This window comes from Streptomyces sp. NBC_01235, from assembly GCF_035989285.1.
GTDB lineage: Bacteria > Actinomycetota > Actinomycetes > Streptomycetales > Streptomycetaceae > Streptomyces.
The window spans coordinates 396,316-412,095 of sequence record NZ_CP108513.1; the positions used below are offsets into that span (position 1 = coordinate 396,316).

Annotated in this window: 15 protein-coding genes and 1 pseudogene; 11 read left to right on the forward strand and 5 right to left on the reverse strand. The window is 70.9% G+C overall.

Annotated features, from left to right (window positions below; translation table 11 throughout):
• The first annotated feature begins 26 nt into the window (after positions 1-26).
• Together OG289_RS01690 and OG289_RS01695 are read left to right on the forward strand one after the other, a co-directional pair.
• A complete protein-coding gene (locus OG289_RS01690; protein WP_327312211.1) occupies positions 27-2,162 on the forward strand; it encodes a beta-galactosidase in 2,136 nt (711 codons plus the stop codon).
• An 89-nt stretch (positions 2,163-2,251) separates the two neighbouring features.
• Positions 2,252-3,988, forward strand: a complete 1,737-nt coding sequence (locus tag OG289_RS01695) for an RICIN domain-containing protein (protein ID WP_327320550.1) — start codon at positions 2,252-2,254, stop codon at positions 3,986-3,988.
• A gap of 1 nt (position 3,989) precedes the next feature.
• Here OG289_RS01695 and OG289_RS01700 read toward each other — a convergent pair whose 3' ends face one another.
• Entirely contained in the window at positions 3,990-4,640 is a 651-nt protein-coding gene (locus OG289_RS01700; protein WP_327312212.1) for a phosphoribosyltransferase, read from the reverse strand.
• 21 nt (positions 4,641-4,661) lie between these two features.
• Complete coding sequence (locus tag OG289_RS01705; RefSeq protein ID WP_327312213.1) at positions 4,662-5,351, reverse strand: dienelactone hydrolase family protein; 690 nt, start codon at positions 5,349-5,351, stop codon at positions 4,662-4,664.
• A gap of 104 nt (positions 5,352-5,455) precedes the next feature.
• On the opposite strand from OG289_RS01705, the gene OG289_RS01710 reads away from it, so the two are divergent.
• Entirely contained in the window at positions 5,456-5,767 is a 312-nt protein-coding gene (locus tag OG289_RS01710; RefSeq protein WP_327312214.1) for a hypothetical protein, read from the forward strand.
• A 30-nt stretch (positions 5,768-5,797) separates the two neighbouring features.
• The gene (locus tag OG289_RS01715; protein WP_327320551.1) at positions 5,798-6,253 is read left to right on the forward strand and encodes an archease; all 456 of its coding nucleotides are present in this window, start codon (positions 5,798-5,800) and stop codon (positions 6,251-6,253) included.
• Between the two features lie 112 nt (positions 6,254-6,365).
• Here OG289_RS01715 and OG289_RS01720 read toward each other — a convergent pair whose 3' ends face one another.
• Positions 6,366-7,778, reverse strand: coding sequence for an RtcB family protein (locus OG289_RS01720; RefSeq protein WP_327312215.1), 1,413 nt, complete (start codon positions 7,776-7,778; stop codon positions 6,366-6,368).
• Positions 7,779-7,864: 86 nt separating this feature from the next.
• Here OG289_RS01720 and OG289_RS01725 point away from each other — a divergent pair, with 86 nt between their 5' ends.
• Positions 7,865-8,971 carry a CapA family protein gene (locus OG289_RS01725; protein ID WP_327312216.1) on the forward strand — a complete coding sequence of 369 codons (1,107 nt, stop codon included), beginning with the start codon at positions 7,865-7,867 and terminating at the stop codon, positions 8,969-8,971.
• A gap of 39 nt (positions 8,972-9,010) precedes the next feature.
• On the opposite strand, the gene OG289_RS01730 is transcribed toward OG289_RS01725, so the two are convergent.
• The gene (locus tag OG289_RS01730; protein ID WP_327312217.1) at positions 9,011-9,373 is read right to left on the reverse strand and encodes a DUF6479 family protein; all 363 of its coding nucleotides are present in this window, start codon (positions 9,371-9,373) and stop codon (positions 9,011-9,013) included.
• A 185-nt stretch (positions 9,374-9,558) separates the two neighbouring features.
• Here OG289_RS01730 and ctaD point away from each other — a divergent pair, with 185 nt between their 5' ends.
• Both ctaD and ctaF read left to right on the forward strand, forming a co-directional pair.
• Positions 9,559-11,232, forward strand: coding sequence for an aa3-type cytochrome oxidase subunit I (gene ctaD / locus OG289_RS01735; RefSeq protein WP_327312218.1), 1,674 nt, complete (start codon positions 9,559-9,561; stop codon positions 11,230-11,232).
• Positions 11,229-11,633: an aa3-type cytochrome oxidase subunit IV gene (gene ctaF / locus OG289_RS01740; RefSeq protein ID WP_327312219.1), complete on the forward strand. Its 405-nt coding sequence runs from the start codon at positions 11,229-11,231 to the stop codon at positions 11,631-11,633. The genes ctaD and ctaF overlap by 4 nt, the downstream gene beginning before the upstream one ends.
• Here the strand turns inward: ctaF and qcrB are convergent.
• A complete protein-coding gene (gene qcrB / locus OG289_RS01745; protein ID WP_442818858.1) occupies positions 11,551-13,101 on the reverse strand; it encodes a cytochrome bc1 complex cytochrome b subunit in 1,551 nt (516 codons plus the stop codon). The two genes, ctaF and qcrB, sit on opposite strands and share 83 nt — an antisense overlap.
• 311 nt (positions 13,102-13,412) lie before the next feature.
• On the opposite strand from qcrB, the gene OG289_RS01750 reads away from it, so the two are divergent.
• The 4 genes and pseudogenes from OG289_RS01750 (at position 13,413) to OG289_RS01765 (ending at position 15,712) form a co-directional block, all read left to right on the forward strand.
• Positions 13,413-13,787 (forward strand): hypothetical protein, encoded by a 375-nt coding sequence (locus OG289_RS01750; protein ID WP_327312221.1) that lies wholly within the window; start codon positions 13,413-13,415, stop codon positions 13,785-13,787.
• 208 nt (positions 13,788-13,995) lie between these two features.
• Positions 13,996-14,364, forward strand: coding sequence for an ArsR/SmtB family transcription factor (locus OG289_RS01755; RefSeq protein WP_327320552.1), 369 nt, complete (start codon positions 13,996-13,998; stop codon positions 14,362-14,364).
• A 136-nt stretch (positions 14,365-14,500) separates the two neighbouring features.
• A pseudogene (locus OG289_RS01760) lies at positions 14,501-14,716 on the forward strand (DUF3500 domain-containing protein); the annotation flags it as partial.
• Positions 14,717-15,244: 528 nt separating this feature from the next.
• Positions 15,245-15,712, forward strand: coding sequence for a hypothetical protein (locus tag OG289_RS01765; RefSeq protein ID WP_327320553.1), 468 nt, complete (start codon positions 15,245-15,247; stop codon positions 15,710-15,712).
• Positions 15,713-15,780 lie beyond the last annotated feature (68 nt).

Genomic DNA, 15,780 nt, shown 5'->3' on the forward strand with positions numbered 1-15,780 from the left:
TCACTTCTCCTCCGGAGGTTCCCTTCATGGCGGATCTGCCCGCCCGCGTGCTCTTCGGCGCCGCGTACTACCACGAGTACCGGCCCCCGTACGGCAGCGAACAGCCCGACGAACGCCTCAAGACCGACCTCGACCTGATGGCCGACGCGCATGTCACCGTCATCCGGGTCGGCGAGTCGGTGTGGTCGACCTGGGAGCCCGAGAACGACGTCTTCGACCTCGACTGGCTCCAGCCGGTGCTCGACGGCGCCCACGAACGCGGTATCTCCGTCATCCTCGGCACCCCGACGTACGCCGTCCCGCCGTGGCTGGCCCGCCAGTACCCGGAGATCACCGGCGAGCGGCGCACCGGTGAGCGGATCGGCTGGGGCGCCCGGCAGGAGGTCGACTTCACGCACCCGGCCTTCCGCTTCCACGCCGAGCGGGTCATCCGCCAGATCGTCGCCCGGTACGCCGGCCATCCCGCGGTCATCGGCTTCCAGGTCGACAACGAGCCGGGCAACGAACTCCTGCACAACCACGGCGTCTTCCAGCGGTTCGTCGACCATCTGCGCGAGCAGTACGGCGACGTCGAGACCCTCAACCGCGAGTGGGGGCTCGTGTACTGGTCCCACCGCCTCTCCACCTGGGCCGACCTGTGGACCCCGGACGGCAACGTCCAGCCGCAGTACGACGTCGCCTGGCGCGCGTTCCAGGCCCGCCAGGTCACGGAGTTCATCAGCTGGCAGGCCGACATCGTCCGCGAGTACGCCCGTCCCGAGCAGTTCGTCACCACCTGCATCTCCTACACCCGTCCGGCGGTGGAGGACGACGAGCTGACCGACCGCCTCGACATCGCCGCCGGCAACCCGTACTACGGCATGCAGGACTCCCTGCTGCTGCCGGACCCCACGCCCGACGGCCACGAGCAGAAGTGGCAGACCACGGGCGTCTGGGCGCTTTACCAGACCGCCGACTGGATGTTCTCCTCCCGCCAGGAGCCGTTCCTGGTCACGGAGACCAACGCGGGCTCCATCGGCTTCCCCTGGGACAACCGGCCCGCCTACGACGGCCAGTGGCGCCAGGCAGCCTGGGCGCTGGTCGCGCGCGGGGCCCGCATGATCGAGTACTGGCACTGGCACACGCTGCACTTCGGTGCTGAGACCTATTGGGGCGGCATCCTGCCGCACACCGGACGGCCCGGCCGCGCCTACGCCGAACTCGCCCGGTTGGGCGCCGAGTTCGACACGGCCGGCCCGCTGGTCGCCGGGCTCGAGCCGGACGCCGACATCACGATGGTCTACTCGACGCCCAGCAAGTGGCTCATGCAGAAGTACCCGCCGCTCGCCGGGCCGGACGGCGCACCGGACCCGACCGCCTACCACCGTATCTTCGACCCCTTCTACCGGGGCGCCTTCGACGCCGACCGCCAGGTCCGCGTCGTGCACGCCCGCCGGCTGCACGACCCGTCCGGCGAGCGCGAGGGCCTGACACCCGAGGAGGCCGTCCGCCGTCACCCCGTCCTCGTCGTCCCGGCGCTGTACATCGCCGCCGACTCGACGCTCGACTGGCTCGCCGCCTACGCCCACGCCGGCGGCCATCTGGTCCTCGGCCCGCGCACCGGCTACGCCGACCACGAGGCCCGTGCCCGCGCCGAAGCGGCCCCGGGGCGTCTCACCGAGGCGGCGGGCGTCAGCTACGACGAGTTCAGCAACCTCGTCCGGGACGTGCCGGTGCGCACCGCGCCCGACAGCCCGCTCCGGTTGCCGCGGAACGCGACGGCGACGCGCTGGGCCGACGGCCTCACCGTCACCGACGCCGACGTCCTCGTCACCTACGACCACCCGCACTTCGGGCGCTGGCCCGCGGTCACCACCCACCGCCACGGCGAGGGCCGGGTCACCTACGTCGGCACCGTGCCGGGCCGTGACCTCGCCCGGGCACTGGCCGAGTGGCTGACGCCGTCCGCACGCCACGCCTGGGGCTCGCTCCCGGCGTCGGTCACCGCGACGACCGGCACCTCGCCCGACGGACGCCGCGTCCACATCGTCCACAACTGGGGCTGGGAACCCGTGGGCGTCCCCGCGCCGGTGGACCTCTCCGACGCCCTGACCGGCGCCTCCGTCCCCGCGGGCGCGGCGCTGGACCTCGGCCCGTGGGACGTACGCGTCCTCCACTCCTGATTCACCCCCGAGGAGGGGCTGTGCAAAGAAGAAGACTCGCGCGAACGCTGGGAACCTTCACCACGGCGTCGGCGCTGCTCCTGATCCCCATGGCGACAGCGCAGGCGTACAACCCGACGGGCGGGATCCTGTACCAGCTCGGCAGCGAACCGTGCCTGAAGGGGCGGGGCAACTGCGCGATCTACCCGAAGTCGGCGGAGCTGCCCAGCGGGCGTCTGGTCGCGTCGTTCGAGAAGTCCACCGTCGTGACCGAGACGGGAAGCGCCGACAAGCAGACCCTCCCGGTCTACAAGAGCGACGACCACGGAACGACATGGCAGCCGTTGTCCGAGGTCAAGGCACCGGCGTATCTGTCCAGCGACCCCCGGTACGCGAAGTACACGAGCAACTGGACCAACCCGTACCTCTACGTCCTTCCGCAGGACGTCGGGAACCTGAAGCAGGGCACGCTGCTGCTGGCGAGCGTCGTGTCGGGCGACGACTACTACTACAAGGAGCACAAGGCAGCCGATCCGAACTGGACGCCGTCCAACGACGGCGACCGCAAGGACCTGGCGATCGCCCTGTACTCCAGCACCGACGACGGCGCGACGTGGAACGTCCTCAACGTCGTCGCGACCGGCGGCTGGCAGGGCGGCAGCGCCGGCGCGGTCGGCCAGAACATCGCGGACGCGAACACGAACAGGCAGGTGGACCCCGTCTGGGAGCCGTACCTGATGGTCCACAAGGGCCGGCTCGTCTGCTACTACTCCGACGAGAACGACTACACCGGCTTCGACGCGACCACCGGCGTCGCCACCCTGGACCCCGCGAACGACACCGCCACGGACTCGCATGGCCAGATCCTCGCCCACAAGACCTGGGACGGCCGTAGCGCGGCGTGGAGCGCTCCCGTCGTCGACGTCGCCGGACTGACGCAGAACATGGGCGGCGGCAAGACGGAGATCGGCAGCGGGCGGCCGGGCATGGCGAACGTCGTCCGCACGACGGACGGCAAGTGGCTGCTGACCTTCGAGTACTGGGGCGGAGGCGTCAACACCAAGTACGTGCTCGCCGACGACCCACTGAAGTTCTCCACCGGCTCTCCCACGGGCACGGGCGTCACCGCTTTGCCGCTCGACGCCGGTTCCCATGCCCTGGCGACAGGCGGCAGTCCGGTCCTCATCAGGCTTCCCGGCGGGCGCCTGGTCTACAACGCGGCCGGCAGCGGCAACGTCTGGGTCAACGACAGTGGACGCAGCGACGGCGCGTGGAAGGAGTACCAGACGACGTCGGCGGCCGGCTACAGCCGCAACCTGCAGTACGTCGAGGGCACCGGTCGTATCGCGGTCCTCAACAACCAGGGCACCTCCACGATCGCCTACGCCGAGGTCGACCTCGGCCACTCGGACGGCGCCTACTACCAGCTGTTCAACCGCAGGACCGACCAGGTGATCGGCACCGGGAACAAGACCAACGACGCCAACATCGGCAACGCGGACGTTCCCGACGTCCGGCTCGAGGCCCCCGGCTCGGCGGCGAACGCGGACACCCAGTTCTGGCACGTGGTCACCGAGCCGAACGGCGGCGTGAGCCTGCTGAACAAGTCGGGCGGCCGGGCCGCGGCCATCTGGACCGGCAACGCGACGGCCAGCCAGAAGATCGGCCAGTGGGTCGACAACAGCGCCACCGGCAGCTGGAACCTCGTCAGGACCAGTGACGGGTTCTACAAGCTGCAGTCCGTCAGGAACACGAACCTGTACCTGACCGGTGCGTCCGCCGGGGCGCAGCTGACCTTGCAGAACGCGCTCACGGACGGCTCGCAGGACTGGGAGCTCGTGCAGTAGGTCACCGCTGGGCGGCCGTGTGCAGGGCGTCCAGCACGTCCGCGTCCGAGAGCTGCTGGAAGTCCTCGTACCACAGGCCGACGGCCATGAAGTGGACCGGTTGATGCAGGCAGATCACCTCGTCGGCCTCGGCGCGCAGCAGGCGCACGGCCTCCGGCGAGCCGACCGGCACGGCCAGCACGACCTGCCGGGGCGCCCGGCGCCGTACGGACCGCAGCGCGGCGCGGGCCGTGACGCCGGTCGCCAGCCCGTCGTCCACGACGATCACGGTGCGTCCCCGCAGGTCGGGGGCGGGGCGGCCCTCTCGGTACAGCCGCTCGCGGCGACGCAGTTCCGTGCGTTCCCGCTCCACCACCGGGGCGAGCTCGCTCCCGCTGAGCCCAAGCCTGCCGAGGGTGTCCTCGTCGAAGAGCGCCTCGTCGTCGCCGGTGATGGCGCCGACGCCGAGCTCCTCCTGGAAGGGGGCGCCGATCTTCCGCACGACGAGCACGTCCAGCGGGGCGCCGAGTACCTGCGCGACCTCCGCGGCCACGGTGACGCCGCCGCGTGGCAGGGCGAGCACGACGGGGTCGGGCAGGGCGCCCCGCTCCTGCTGTGCCCGCAGCAGATCGGCCAGCTTGCGTCCGGCCTGCCTTCGATCACGGAACTGCATGGCGACAGCCGCTCCTTCCGGTCAGTCCTCCCCCGTCTCGGGCGCTCCGTCCTCCCTGAGAGGCACGAGCTTCAGGCGGTCGTCGCACCACTCCTTCGCCGCCTCGGCGACCCGCTCCAGCGCGCCGGGCTCCTCGAACAGGTGAGTGGCGCCCGGCACCACCTGGAGGGAGTGCGGAACACGCAGCCTGCGGGCCGCCTCCCGGTTCAGCCGCAGCACTTCCGGGTCCCGGCCGCCCACGAGGAACAGTACCGGCGCCCGTACGTGCTCCAGGGCCGGGCCCGCCAGGTCGGGCCGCCCCCCGCGTGACACGACGGTCAGGACCTGGTCCGGCCGCTCGGCGGCGGCCACCAGAGCCGCTGCCGCGCCGGTACTGGCACCGAACAGCACGACGGGAAGTGCCCGGGTGTCGTGCTGGGCCGCCAGCCAGTCGATGACGCCGACGACGCGGTGGCCCAGCAGCGGTATGTCGAAGCGGTGCACGCCCGTCGCCGCGTCCTCGATGTCCTCGCGCTCGGTGAGCAGATCGATCAACAGGGTGCCCATGCCGACGGTGCGCAGTTCGGCGGCGACCATGCGGTTGCGCGGGCTGTGCCGGGAGCTGCCGCTGCCGTGGGCGAACAGCACCACGGCTCGGGCCGGTGTCGGTACGACGAGGTCACCCGTCATCGCGGCACCGTCGACGGGCACCCGGACCAGTTGGGAGATCATCGCTCGCCCCCTTCCTCGCCGGCCCGTCCGGACTGCTTACCGGGTATCCAGAGTGCGGTGGACCAACCGGGGTACTCGTGGCGTCGAAGCACTCTTGCGGGGAGATGACCAGGATGCTGCTCATCGGACTGCTCCTGCTCGCGGCCACTGCGGCCTTCACCGGCCTGGTGATCGCCGACAACCTGTCCGGCGGCCCCGAGTACAGCGTGTCGGTGCTCGATCACCACATCGCCACCATGAACACGCTCGCCGTCTTCAGCTCCGGCCTGGCGCTGGCGCTCCTCTTCAGTCTGGGCCTGGCCGTGGCGGCGAGCGGGGCCGTCCACCGCCGTCACCGCCACCGCAGGCCGCGGGTCGGCGGTACACGCCGCACCACGGTTTCGGGCGAGACGGCCGGTCCGGACGCCCAGGACTGACGCGACGGGTCGGGAGAGGTGATGGCGGTCATGGTCGGCGACGCGGACGACGACATTCAGGCGCGGCGGCAGGGCGAGAGCGGCCACCGGACGGTGCCGCACACCGCCGACATCCGCGTCGACGCATGGGGCACGAGCCGCGAGCGCTGTCTGGTGGAGGCGGCGCTGGGGATGGTGGAGTGCTTCGCCGATGTCACGGCGGTGCGGCCCACCGCCGTGGAGCGGGTCCGGTTTACGGAGGCCGCCGACGACGATCTGCTGGCGGCGCTGCTGGACGAGGTCGTCTACCGGCTGGAGGTGCACGGCCAGGTGCCCGTCGATCTGGAGGCGGACGCCACGGACGGCGCCCTCGACGTGCGGATGGCGGTCGCCGGGCTGGCGGAGGTGGAGATCATCGGCGCCGTGCCGAAGGCCGTCGCATGGCACGAGCTGCACATCGGGCCCGACGCGTACGGCTGGTCGTGCGCGGTGACAGTCGACGTGTGACCGCCGAGGGGCGACCCTCGACAGGTGACCTTCGACGGGTGACCGGCCGAGCGGATCACGCCTTCCCCATGTTCTCGACTCACGCCTTCCCCATGTCTCGACGTCCCTGCGCTCAGCCCTTCACCACCCCCAGCGGCACCAGCCGGGCCACCCTGCGGCACAGTCCCGCGCTCTCGCTCACCGCGACCACCTCGCCCACGTCCTTGTACGCCTCCGGGGTCTCCTCGGACAGACCGCGCAACGACCGGGGACGCACCGCGATGCCGTGCGCCTCCAGCCGGGCCCGCAGCTCCTCGCCGGTGACCGTACGCGCCGCCCGGTGACGGCTCATCACCCGGCCCGCCCCATGGCAGGTGGAGAAGAACGCGCCGCCGCCGGGCACTCCGGCGAGCACGTAGGATGCCGTGCCCATGGTGCCGGGAATCAGCACCGGCTGCCCGAACTCCCTTATATCCTGGGGCAGTTCGGGGTGTCCGGGCGGGAAGGCACGGGTCGCGCCCTTGCGGTGCACGCACAGCCGGCGGCGCCTGCCGTCCACCGTGTGGATCTCGGTCTTGGCGAGGTTGTGGGACACGTCGTACACGAGGGAGAGACGGACGCCGGCGTCATCGCGAAAGACCCGGCGGGCGGCGTCGGACAGCAGTTGGCGGTTCGCGCGGCCGTAGTTGGCGGCCGCCGCCATCGCGCCCAGATAGGCCTGTCCCTCCGGCGAATCGACGGGGGTGCAGGCGAGCTGCCGGTCGGGCACGGTGATGCCGTAGCGGGCCATCGCACGGTCCATCGCCCGGACGTGGTCGGTGCAGATCTGGTGTCCCAGGCCGCGCGAACCGCAGTGGATCATCACGCACACCTGGCCGGGCTCGATCCCGAAGGCAGCGGCGACCGTGTCGTCGTAGACCTCGGCCACCCGCTGTACCTCCAGGAAGTGGTTGGCGGAGCCCAGACTGCCGACCTGCCCGAGGCCGCGCTCCCTGGCCCGCTGACTCACCTGCCTCACATCGGCGTCGCCGACCGCCCCGCCGTCCTCGCAGCGCAGCAGGTCGCGCTGCTCGCCGTACCCCTCCTCGACGGCGTACCGGGAACCGCCCCGCAGGATCCGCTCCAGTTGCCCGGGGCCGGTGAGCCGCCACACCCCGCCGGGTCCCGCGCCGCGTGGGACCGCCCGGTCCAGGCCGTCCATGACCGCGGGCAGCGCGGACCGGAGCGTTTGGTCGTCGGTGTCGGCTGCCAGCAGCCGCACCCCGCAGGAGATGTCGAAGCCGACCCCGCCCGGCGAGACCACGCCGCCGTCGTCCACGTCGGTCGCGGCCACTCCGCCGATGGGGAAGCCGTAGCCCCAGTGGATGTCCGGCATGGCGTACGAGGCGGCGACGATGCCCGGCAGGGTGGCCACGTTGACGACCTGCTCCAGCGACTGTTCGGCGTCGGCCAGCAGGTCACGGGAGGCGAACACCACGCCGGGCACCCGCATCCGTCCCCGGCGTTCGATGCGGAAGCGGTAGGGGCGCTCCTCCACCAGCTCCATCGCGACCTCCAGCGGCTCGCGTGCGCCCCTTCGGGGTACCCGCGCCGACCGCCTCCACGCGTGCACGGGAGGGTTACCGTGGGGACATGGGCGGCGCTGTCGTGACGCTGTTCCTGTGCGGCGATGTGATGCTCGGGCGCGGCGTCGATCAGATCCTTGCGCATCCCGGCAGTCCTCGACTGCGGGAGGGCTACGTGGGCGACGCCCGGGACTACGTCCGGCTGGCGGAGTCCGTCAACGGGCCGATACCCGCTCCCGTCGCCCCCTCCTGGCCGTGGGGCGAGGCGCTGCGGTTGCTGGCGGAGAGCGTCCCGGACGTCAGGATCGTCAACCTGGAGACGTCCGTCACGCGCTGCGACGCCTTCGCGCCCGGCAAGGCGGTCCACTACCGGATGCACCCGGCCAACCTGCCCGCTCTCACGACGGCCCGGCCCGACGTCTGCGTCCTGGCCAACAATCACGTGCTGGACTTCGGCCGCCCCGGCCTGGAGGAGACGCTCGACTCCCTGGCCCGCGCGGGCCTGCGGACGGCGGGGGCCGGACGCGGCCCCGACGAGGCCTACGCGCCCGCCGCGGTGCCCGTCCCGGGTGGCGGCCGGGTGCTCGTGTTCGGCCTCGGGGCGCGGTCCGGCGGCGTACCGCCCGACTGGGCGGCGAGACCGACACTGGCCGGCGTCTCCTACCTGCCCGAGCTGTCGGCGGAGACGGCCGCCGCGGTGGTCCACCATGTGCGGCGGACGAAGCGCTCGGGCGACCTCGCGGTCGTGTCGGTGCACTGGGGTTCCAACTGGGGATACCGCATCCCCCGCGATCAGATCCGCTTCGCGCGCGCCCTGGTGGACGGCGGCGTCGATCTCGTCCACGGCCATTCCTCACACCATCCCCGCCCTGTCGAGGTGTACCGCGACCGGCTCGTCCTGCACGGCTGCGGGGACTTCATCGACGACTACGAGGGCATCTCCGGCCACGAGGAGTACCGCGACGATCTGCGGATCGCCTACCTCGTCGAGGTGGCGGCGGACACGGGCCGGCTGAGGGGCCTGCGCATGGTGCCCCTGCGGGCCCGGCGCATGCGGCTGGAACCCGCGCCGGACGCGGACCGCGCCTGGCTGCGCGCGACGCTGGACAGAATCAGTGACGGCGTACGCGTCACTCTGGCCCCGGACGGCACGCTCGCCCTGGCGCCCGGGTGAGCCGGGCCGGGCGAGGTGCGGGCAGGGCGGCGGCCGCGCTCACGTCCTGCCCGGACCGCCCCCGCCGAACGATCCGCCGGTTCCGGAGTCCCAGCGCGGGCGGGTCTGGTCCTCGCTGCGTTTGGTGCCGGAGGCGTTGAGTCGGTGGGGTGTCAGGCGCTCGCTCCCGTCGGCGGCGCGGGGCATCTCGTCCGGTTCCCGCATCTCCCGCCCGTCGTGGGCGGAGCCGGACGCCGGCCGCGTGGGCTGCTCGCTGCGCCGGGGAGGCCGTGGCTCGTCTCGCCGTACCTTGATGCCCAGGCGAACGGCCCAGATCAGCGCACCGGTGATCACGAGACCACCGACGAGCACGGCCACCACGCCGAACACGGAACCCTCCGCTGCCACTTCGTAGGACGTCATCTGCATCCGCGCCGGGTACCCGCACACGCCGGATGCATCCCCGGCGGCTCACCTGGCCCCCCCTGACGGCGGACAGGAGGCGTGGCGCGGCCGGATCGAGTGGGGCACGGCAGTAGCGTCGGCGCTGCCGCGCGCGTTCACTCCCCGTCCGCGCCCGGTCACCGCCGGTTTCCTGGAGGAGGACGATGACCGAACTGTCGGAACGCGCCGACGAGGACCGGAGCCGCGCCGCCTCCCCGCACTCCCTCGGCCGTACGCTGCTGCGCTGGGCGGCCACCACCGACCACAAGGTGATCGGCCGCCTGTACATGGTCACGGCGTTCTGCTTCTTCCTCTTCGCCGGTCTGCTGGCGCTGGCGATGCGCGCCGAACTGGCCCGTCCGGGGCTTCAGTTCACCAGCGAGCAGGGGTACAACCAGCTCTTCACCATCCACGGCACGATCATGATGCTGCTCTTCGCGACGCCGATGTTCGCCGGGTTCGCGAACGCCGTGATGCCGCTGCAGATCGGGGCACCGGACGTGGCCTTCCCCCGGCTGAACGCGCTGTCGTACTGGATGTACCTGTTCGGCGGCCTGATGGTGGTGTCGGGGTTCGTGGTGCCGGGTGGCGCGGCGGCGTTCGGCTGGTTCGCGTACGCGCCGCTGAACAGCGAATACCACTCCCCCGGCGCGGGCGGCGACCTGTGGGTGATGGGGCTCGTGGTCACCGGTGTGTCGACCACCCTGGGCGCGGTCAACTTCGTCACCACGATCATGTGTCTGCGCGCTCCGGGGATGACCATGTTCCGGATGCCGATCTTCACCTGGAACGTGCTGTTCACCTCGATCCTGGTGCTGCCCGCGTTCCCCGTGCTCACCGCGGCGCTGCTGGCGCTGGAGTCGGACCGGAAGTTCGGCAGCCACGTCTTCGACGCGACGAACGGGGGCGCGATCCTCTGGCAGCACCTGTTCTGGTTCTTCGGGCATCCCGAGGTGTACATCGTGGCGCTGCCGTTCTTCGGGATCATCTCGGAGATCATCCCCGTGTTCGCGCGCAAGCCCCTGTTCGGCTACCTGCCGATGATCGGCGCGACGATCGCGATCACCATGCTGTCCGCGGTGGTCTGGGCGCACCACATGTTCGCCACGGGAGCGGTGCTGCTGCCGTTCTTCTCGCTGATGTCGTTCTTGATCGCGGTGCCCACCGGCATCAAGTTCTTCGCGTGGATCGGCACCATGCACCGGGGATCCCTGTCGTTCGAGACGCCCATGCTGTGGGCGCTGGGCTTCCTGGTGTCGTTCCTGCTCGGCGGGCTGAGCGGGGTGCTCATCGCGTCCCCGCCGCTCGACTTCCACCTCACCGACTCGTACTTCATCGTGGCGCACCTGCACTACGTGCTGTTCGGCACCGTGGTCTTCGCGATGTTCGCCGGGTTCTACTTCTGGTGGCCGAAGTTCACGGGGCGGATGCTGGACGAGCGGCTGGGCAAGCTGCACTTCTGGCTGCTGTTCCCGGCGTTCCAGCTGACGTTCCTGGTGCAGCACTGGCTCGGCGAGGAGGGCATGCCCCGCCGGTACGCCGACTACCTCCCGTCCGACGGCTTCACGCTGCTGAACACGCTGTCGTCGGTGGGCGCCTTCCTGCTCGGGGTGTCCACCCTGCCGTTCCTGTACAACGTGTGGTACACGGCGCGTCACGGGCGGCCCGTCACCGAGGACGACCCGTGGGGGTACGGGCGCGCACTGGAGTGGGCGACGGCGTGTCCGCCGCCCCGGCACAACTTCGCGGCGCTGCCGCGGGTGCGGTCGGAGTCCCCGGCCTTCGATCTGCACCATCCGGCAGTCGTGCAGCGGGCACGTGAGGAGGGTCTGCGATGAGGACCGAGGCGTGGCTCTTCGGCGGTGTCGCCGCCTTCTTCGGGGGCTCAGCCGTGCTCTACGCGGTGTGGTCGCACGCCGATCCGGCCGGTACGGCGGCGCTGATCGTCGCATGCCTCATGGCCGCGGTGATCTCGTTCTTCTGCGCGACGCACTACCGGCGCAAGGGACTGCGTCCTCAGGACCGCGGGGACGCCGAAGTCGCCGAGGGCGCCGGGCCGCTGGAGTTCTTCCCGCCCGAGAGCCACTGGCCGGTCGTCGTCGCCGCCGGGTTCGCCGTCGCCGCGACCGGGGTGGTGTACGGGCTGTGGCTGTTCCTCATCGGCGTCGGCGTGCTGGGAGCCGGAGTGTTCGGAATGGTCTTCCAGTACGCCGACCGGGGCTCCGGCCGGGTGGGCTGATCGGTGTCCTGGGGGCGCCGGGGCGGAACCTCTCCACCGGCCGGTGGTCGCTCTCGTAGCCGCCGGCCACGGACTGGCGCACCTCGCCGGTCTCCTCGCCCACGGTGAGGCGTTCCCGCTCCGCGGCCAGCAGGGCGTGGCACAGGCGCCGGCTGAGCAGGAAGGCCAGGACCGGGCCCACGACGAGGGCAACGCGCAGGATCCAGGTGAGGACGTTGACGGAGATACGGAACGTCTGGGCCACGATGTCGTTGCCGCCGCCCAGCAGCAGGACGCCGTAGAAGACGATCCCGGCGACGCCGAGCCCGGTGCGCACGGGCCGTTCCCGCGGCCGGTCGCAGAGATGCCGTTCCTCCCGCCACTCCCCCGTGAGCCGCTGCTCCACGAACGGATACGCGTACAGGACGGTGAAGAACAGCCCGGGCAGGACGACGGCCGGCAGCAGGACGTTCCACATCAGGGTGTGTCCGGCGAGCTCGGTCTCCCAGGGCGGTACGAGCCGTAGCGCGCCCTCCAGGAAGCCGACGTAGAAGTCGGGCTGGGAGCCGATCGACACGACGTCCGGGCGGTAGGGGCCGTACACCCACACGGGGTTGATCTGGGCGAGCCCGCTCATCAGGGTCAGCACGCCGAAGACCATCAGGAACAGGCCGCCCGAGGACGCCGTGAAGTGGGGGACGAACGGCTTGCCGACGGCGTTGGCGTTCGTCCTGCCCGGGCCGCGCCAGTGCGTGTGCTTCAGGTGGAAGACGAGGATCAGATGGACGGTGACCAGCGCGATCAGCGCACCGGGCAGGAGCAGGATGTGCAGGCCGTACAGCCGGGGCACGATGTCCTGACCGGGGAACTCGCCGCCGAACACGAACATGCTGACGTACGTGCCCACCACCGGGATGGAGAGCATGATGCCCTGCGCGATGCGCAGGCCCGTGCCGGAGAGCAGGTCGTCCGGGAGCGAGTAGCCCGCGAACCCCTCGGCCAGGGCGAGTACGAACAGCGTGACGCCGATGACCCAGTTCATCTCCCGCGGCCTGCGGAAGGCGCCCGTGAAGAAGATCCGCAGCAGATGCGTGCCGATCGCGGCGACGAACACCAGGGCCGCCCAGTGGTGCACCTGCCGGATGAGGAGTCCGCCGCGCACGTCGAAGCTGATGCGCAGGGTCGAGTCGAAGGCCGCGGACATGCGGACGCCGCTCAGGGGCACGTACCGGCCGTCGTAGACGACCTCGCGCATCTCGGGCTGGAAGAAGAAAGTCAGCCACACCCCGGTCAGCAGCAGGACGATCAGGCTGTAGAGGGCCAGTTCGCCGAGGAAGAACGACCAGTGGTGGGGGAACGCCTTGCGCAGCAGTGCGCCGCCCCCGTCGTACAGCGGCAGCCGCTCATCGGTCGCGTCGGCGGCCCTGCGGACCGCGCTGCCGCGCTCACCCTCCACGGACCGCCTCCCTCGCACCGGTGCTCCGGTCATGCCTAGCCGCCGGTGCGCCGGTCGAGTGCCCTTGCCGCGTCAAACACCCGCGCGGCACGCAAGTGGCACCCGTTCGGCCGAACATCGGGGGACCACCAGGGGTCGGGTTCGAGAGGGCGTTCCCGTCCGCCGTCGCCGATCCGCTCAATTCTCATATGTGCACGGTCAAAAAGACGCGGAGATCTTCGCGTTCCGAAGCTCCTTGAGCCAGTCCCGGAGCACGTCACCCCCTCGGGGGACGGTCTCCGTACGGTCGGGGCATCAGCGGGGCCGGAGGAGCCCGGGCCCGTACGACCGGCAGGAGGAGCGCCATGGCGAATGTGGAGATCTCGATGAAGGAGACGATGACCGCGGTGGAGGGGGCCTTGGGGGTCGCCGTCGTCGACTACACCAGCGGCATGGCTCTCGGCACGCTCGGCGGGGGCAAGGACCTCGACCTGAACGTCGCCGCGGCCGGCAACACCGATGTGATCCGCGCCAAGGTCCGCACCATGGAACACCTGGGGCTGAAGGGCGAGATCGAGGACATCCTGATCACGCTCGGCACCCAGTACCACCTCATCCGGCTGCTCAAGGGCCGCGGCGGCAGCGGACTGTTCATCTACCTCGTCCTGGACCGCGACCGGTCCAATCTGGCCATGGCCCGCCACCAGCTCAAGCGGATCGAGGCCGAACTCGAGGTGTAGGCGACCGGACGGTTCGCGGCTTCGCACACCCTCGAATTGAAGATTTCTTCATCTCGAGACATCCAGATCAGCGCATCACACGGGTGTGCGGAGCCCGCAGCCACCAGGATCGGGACGCAAGCCGTCGCGTGCGGCGGCCGTAGGACAGGCGGGCCGCCGCACCATCGAGAACCACGCACCGAACGGGGCAGGGAGCGAGCGAGTGACCATGCAGGTTCCCCTCTACCAGGCCAAGGCCGAGTTCTTCCGCATGCTCGGGCACCCCGTGCGCATCCGGGTCCTCGAACTGCTGCAGGGCGGCCCCGTCGCCGTGCGGGACCTGCTCACCGAGATCGAGATCGAACCGTCCAGTCTGTCCCAGCAGTTGGCGGTGTTGCGCCGGTCCGGCATCGTGGTGTCGATCCGGGAGGGGTCGACGGTCAGCTACGCGCTCGCGGGCGGTGACGTGGCCGAGTTACTGCGGGCCGCCCGCCGTATCCTCACCGAACTCCTCGCGGGGCAGAACGAGTTGCTGGCCGAGCTGCGCCAGGCCGAGCTGCCCCTGTCGGTGCCGCAGGGCGGCCCCGGCCGGACGTGACGGGACCGGCTCGACCTGCGCGACCTGCGCGAGCGGCGCGACCGGCTTCAGGTTTCCTTCAGGTACCTCCTGAAGCTTGGGGCAAGTGCGTGGACACGGACCACGCACCCCCGAAACCGAGCGCCGCCGCTGGCTCATGAACAAGGCACTGCTCGCCGGCGGAGTCGCCGCGACGGCGACCACGACCGGCTGCTCCGCCCTCACCGGGGGCGCCTGCTTCTTCACGTTCATGGGCACCCCGTCGACCACGAAGCCGTGGGGCTTCCAGTACGAGGGCCACGACGGGGCCATCAACTACCTGGTGCTCGACGACCAGGTCGTCATGACGCCCACCTTCATGAGCTCCGAGCCGACCTCGGCCACCTGCGCCGGGCGAGAAGATCACCCTCTTCAAGAAGGAGACGACGGCCGCACTCACCCCGCTGCGGTCGCTCACCGACGCACAGCGGGGGAAGGTGATCTCCTCGGAGAGCAAGGCCGGGAACAACCTGAAGGCCGGCGCCGGCCAGGACAACCTCCGGCTCGCCTACCAGGGCCTCGTCGCCTCCGGGTTCACCGAGACCCAGAGGAACCCTCTGATGTGCTGCTGGGCGGGACCCCCGCCCAGCAGCACATCCACACCGTCATCCGCACCCCCAACGGCGGCGACTACGACGTGGACCTGCTCAAGCTGCACCTGGAGAACGACCGCTGGGGTCCGGGTGCCTGCGTCGGTGTCGTGCCGGTGCGGGTGCCGAACAGTGGCGCGGGTATCGAACGAAACAGACCAAAACGCCAGGGTTCGCCACCCCTTCCGCCACGTAGAAATATCTACCAGCATGCATATGTTCGGTCGGCGTTGGCCGACGGCGGACTGCACACGGAGCCGAACGGAACCGACATGAGCAATGTGATGTGGATGCGCGGCGTGGAGTGGCTGGCCGCCGCGGCGACGGACCCGCGGATGTGCAAGCGGGAGTGGGACCAGGGCGACGGGATCGCCCTGCTGGAGGCGGGCCGTTACTGGGACGTACTGAGCGTGCCCGACCGCCTGGGGCTGCTCACCCTGGACCTGTTGTGGCAGGGCTCGCGTCCCACGCCGGGACCGACACTGGTGGACACCGCGGCGCACCGCGTGGGTTTCTTCCTGCCGCCCGACCCCGGCAGCCGGTGGATCGGCGCGGGGCTGCGCCGCGCGGGCCGGGGGTCCTGGGTGGCGGTGCCTCCGCCGTACCGGGCCTCCCGCTTCCTGGAGTGGCTGGTTCCGCCGGACGGGACCGGCGCGCTGCACGCGCCCGTCACACTGGAGCTGGCACTGCGCCAGGCCAACGGCACGCTGGCCGTACTGGCCCCGGTGTGCGGCCGGTAGCGCGTCAGGGGCGGTGCGGGAGACGGGTCAAGGACACCCACTGCACATCCGGTCGGGCGGGCACGGTC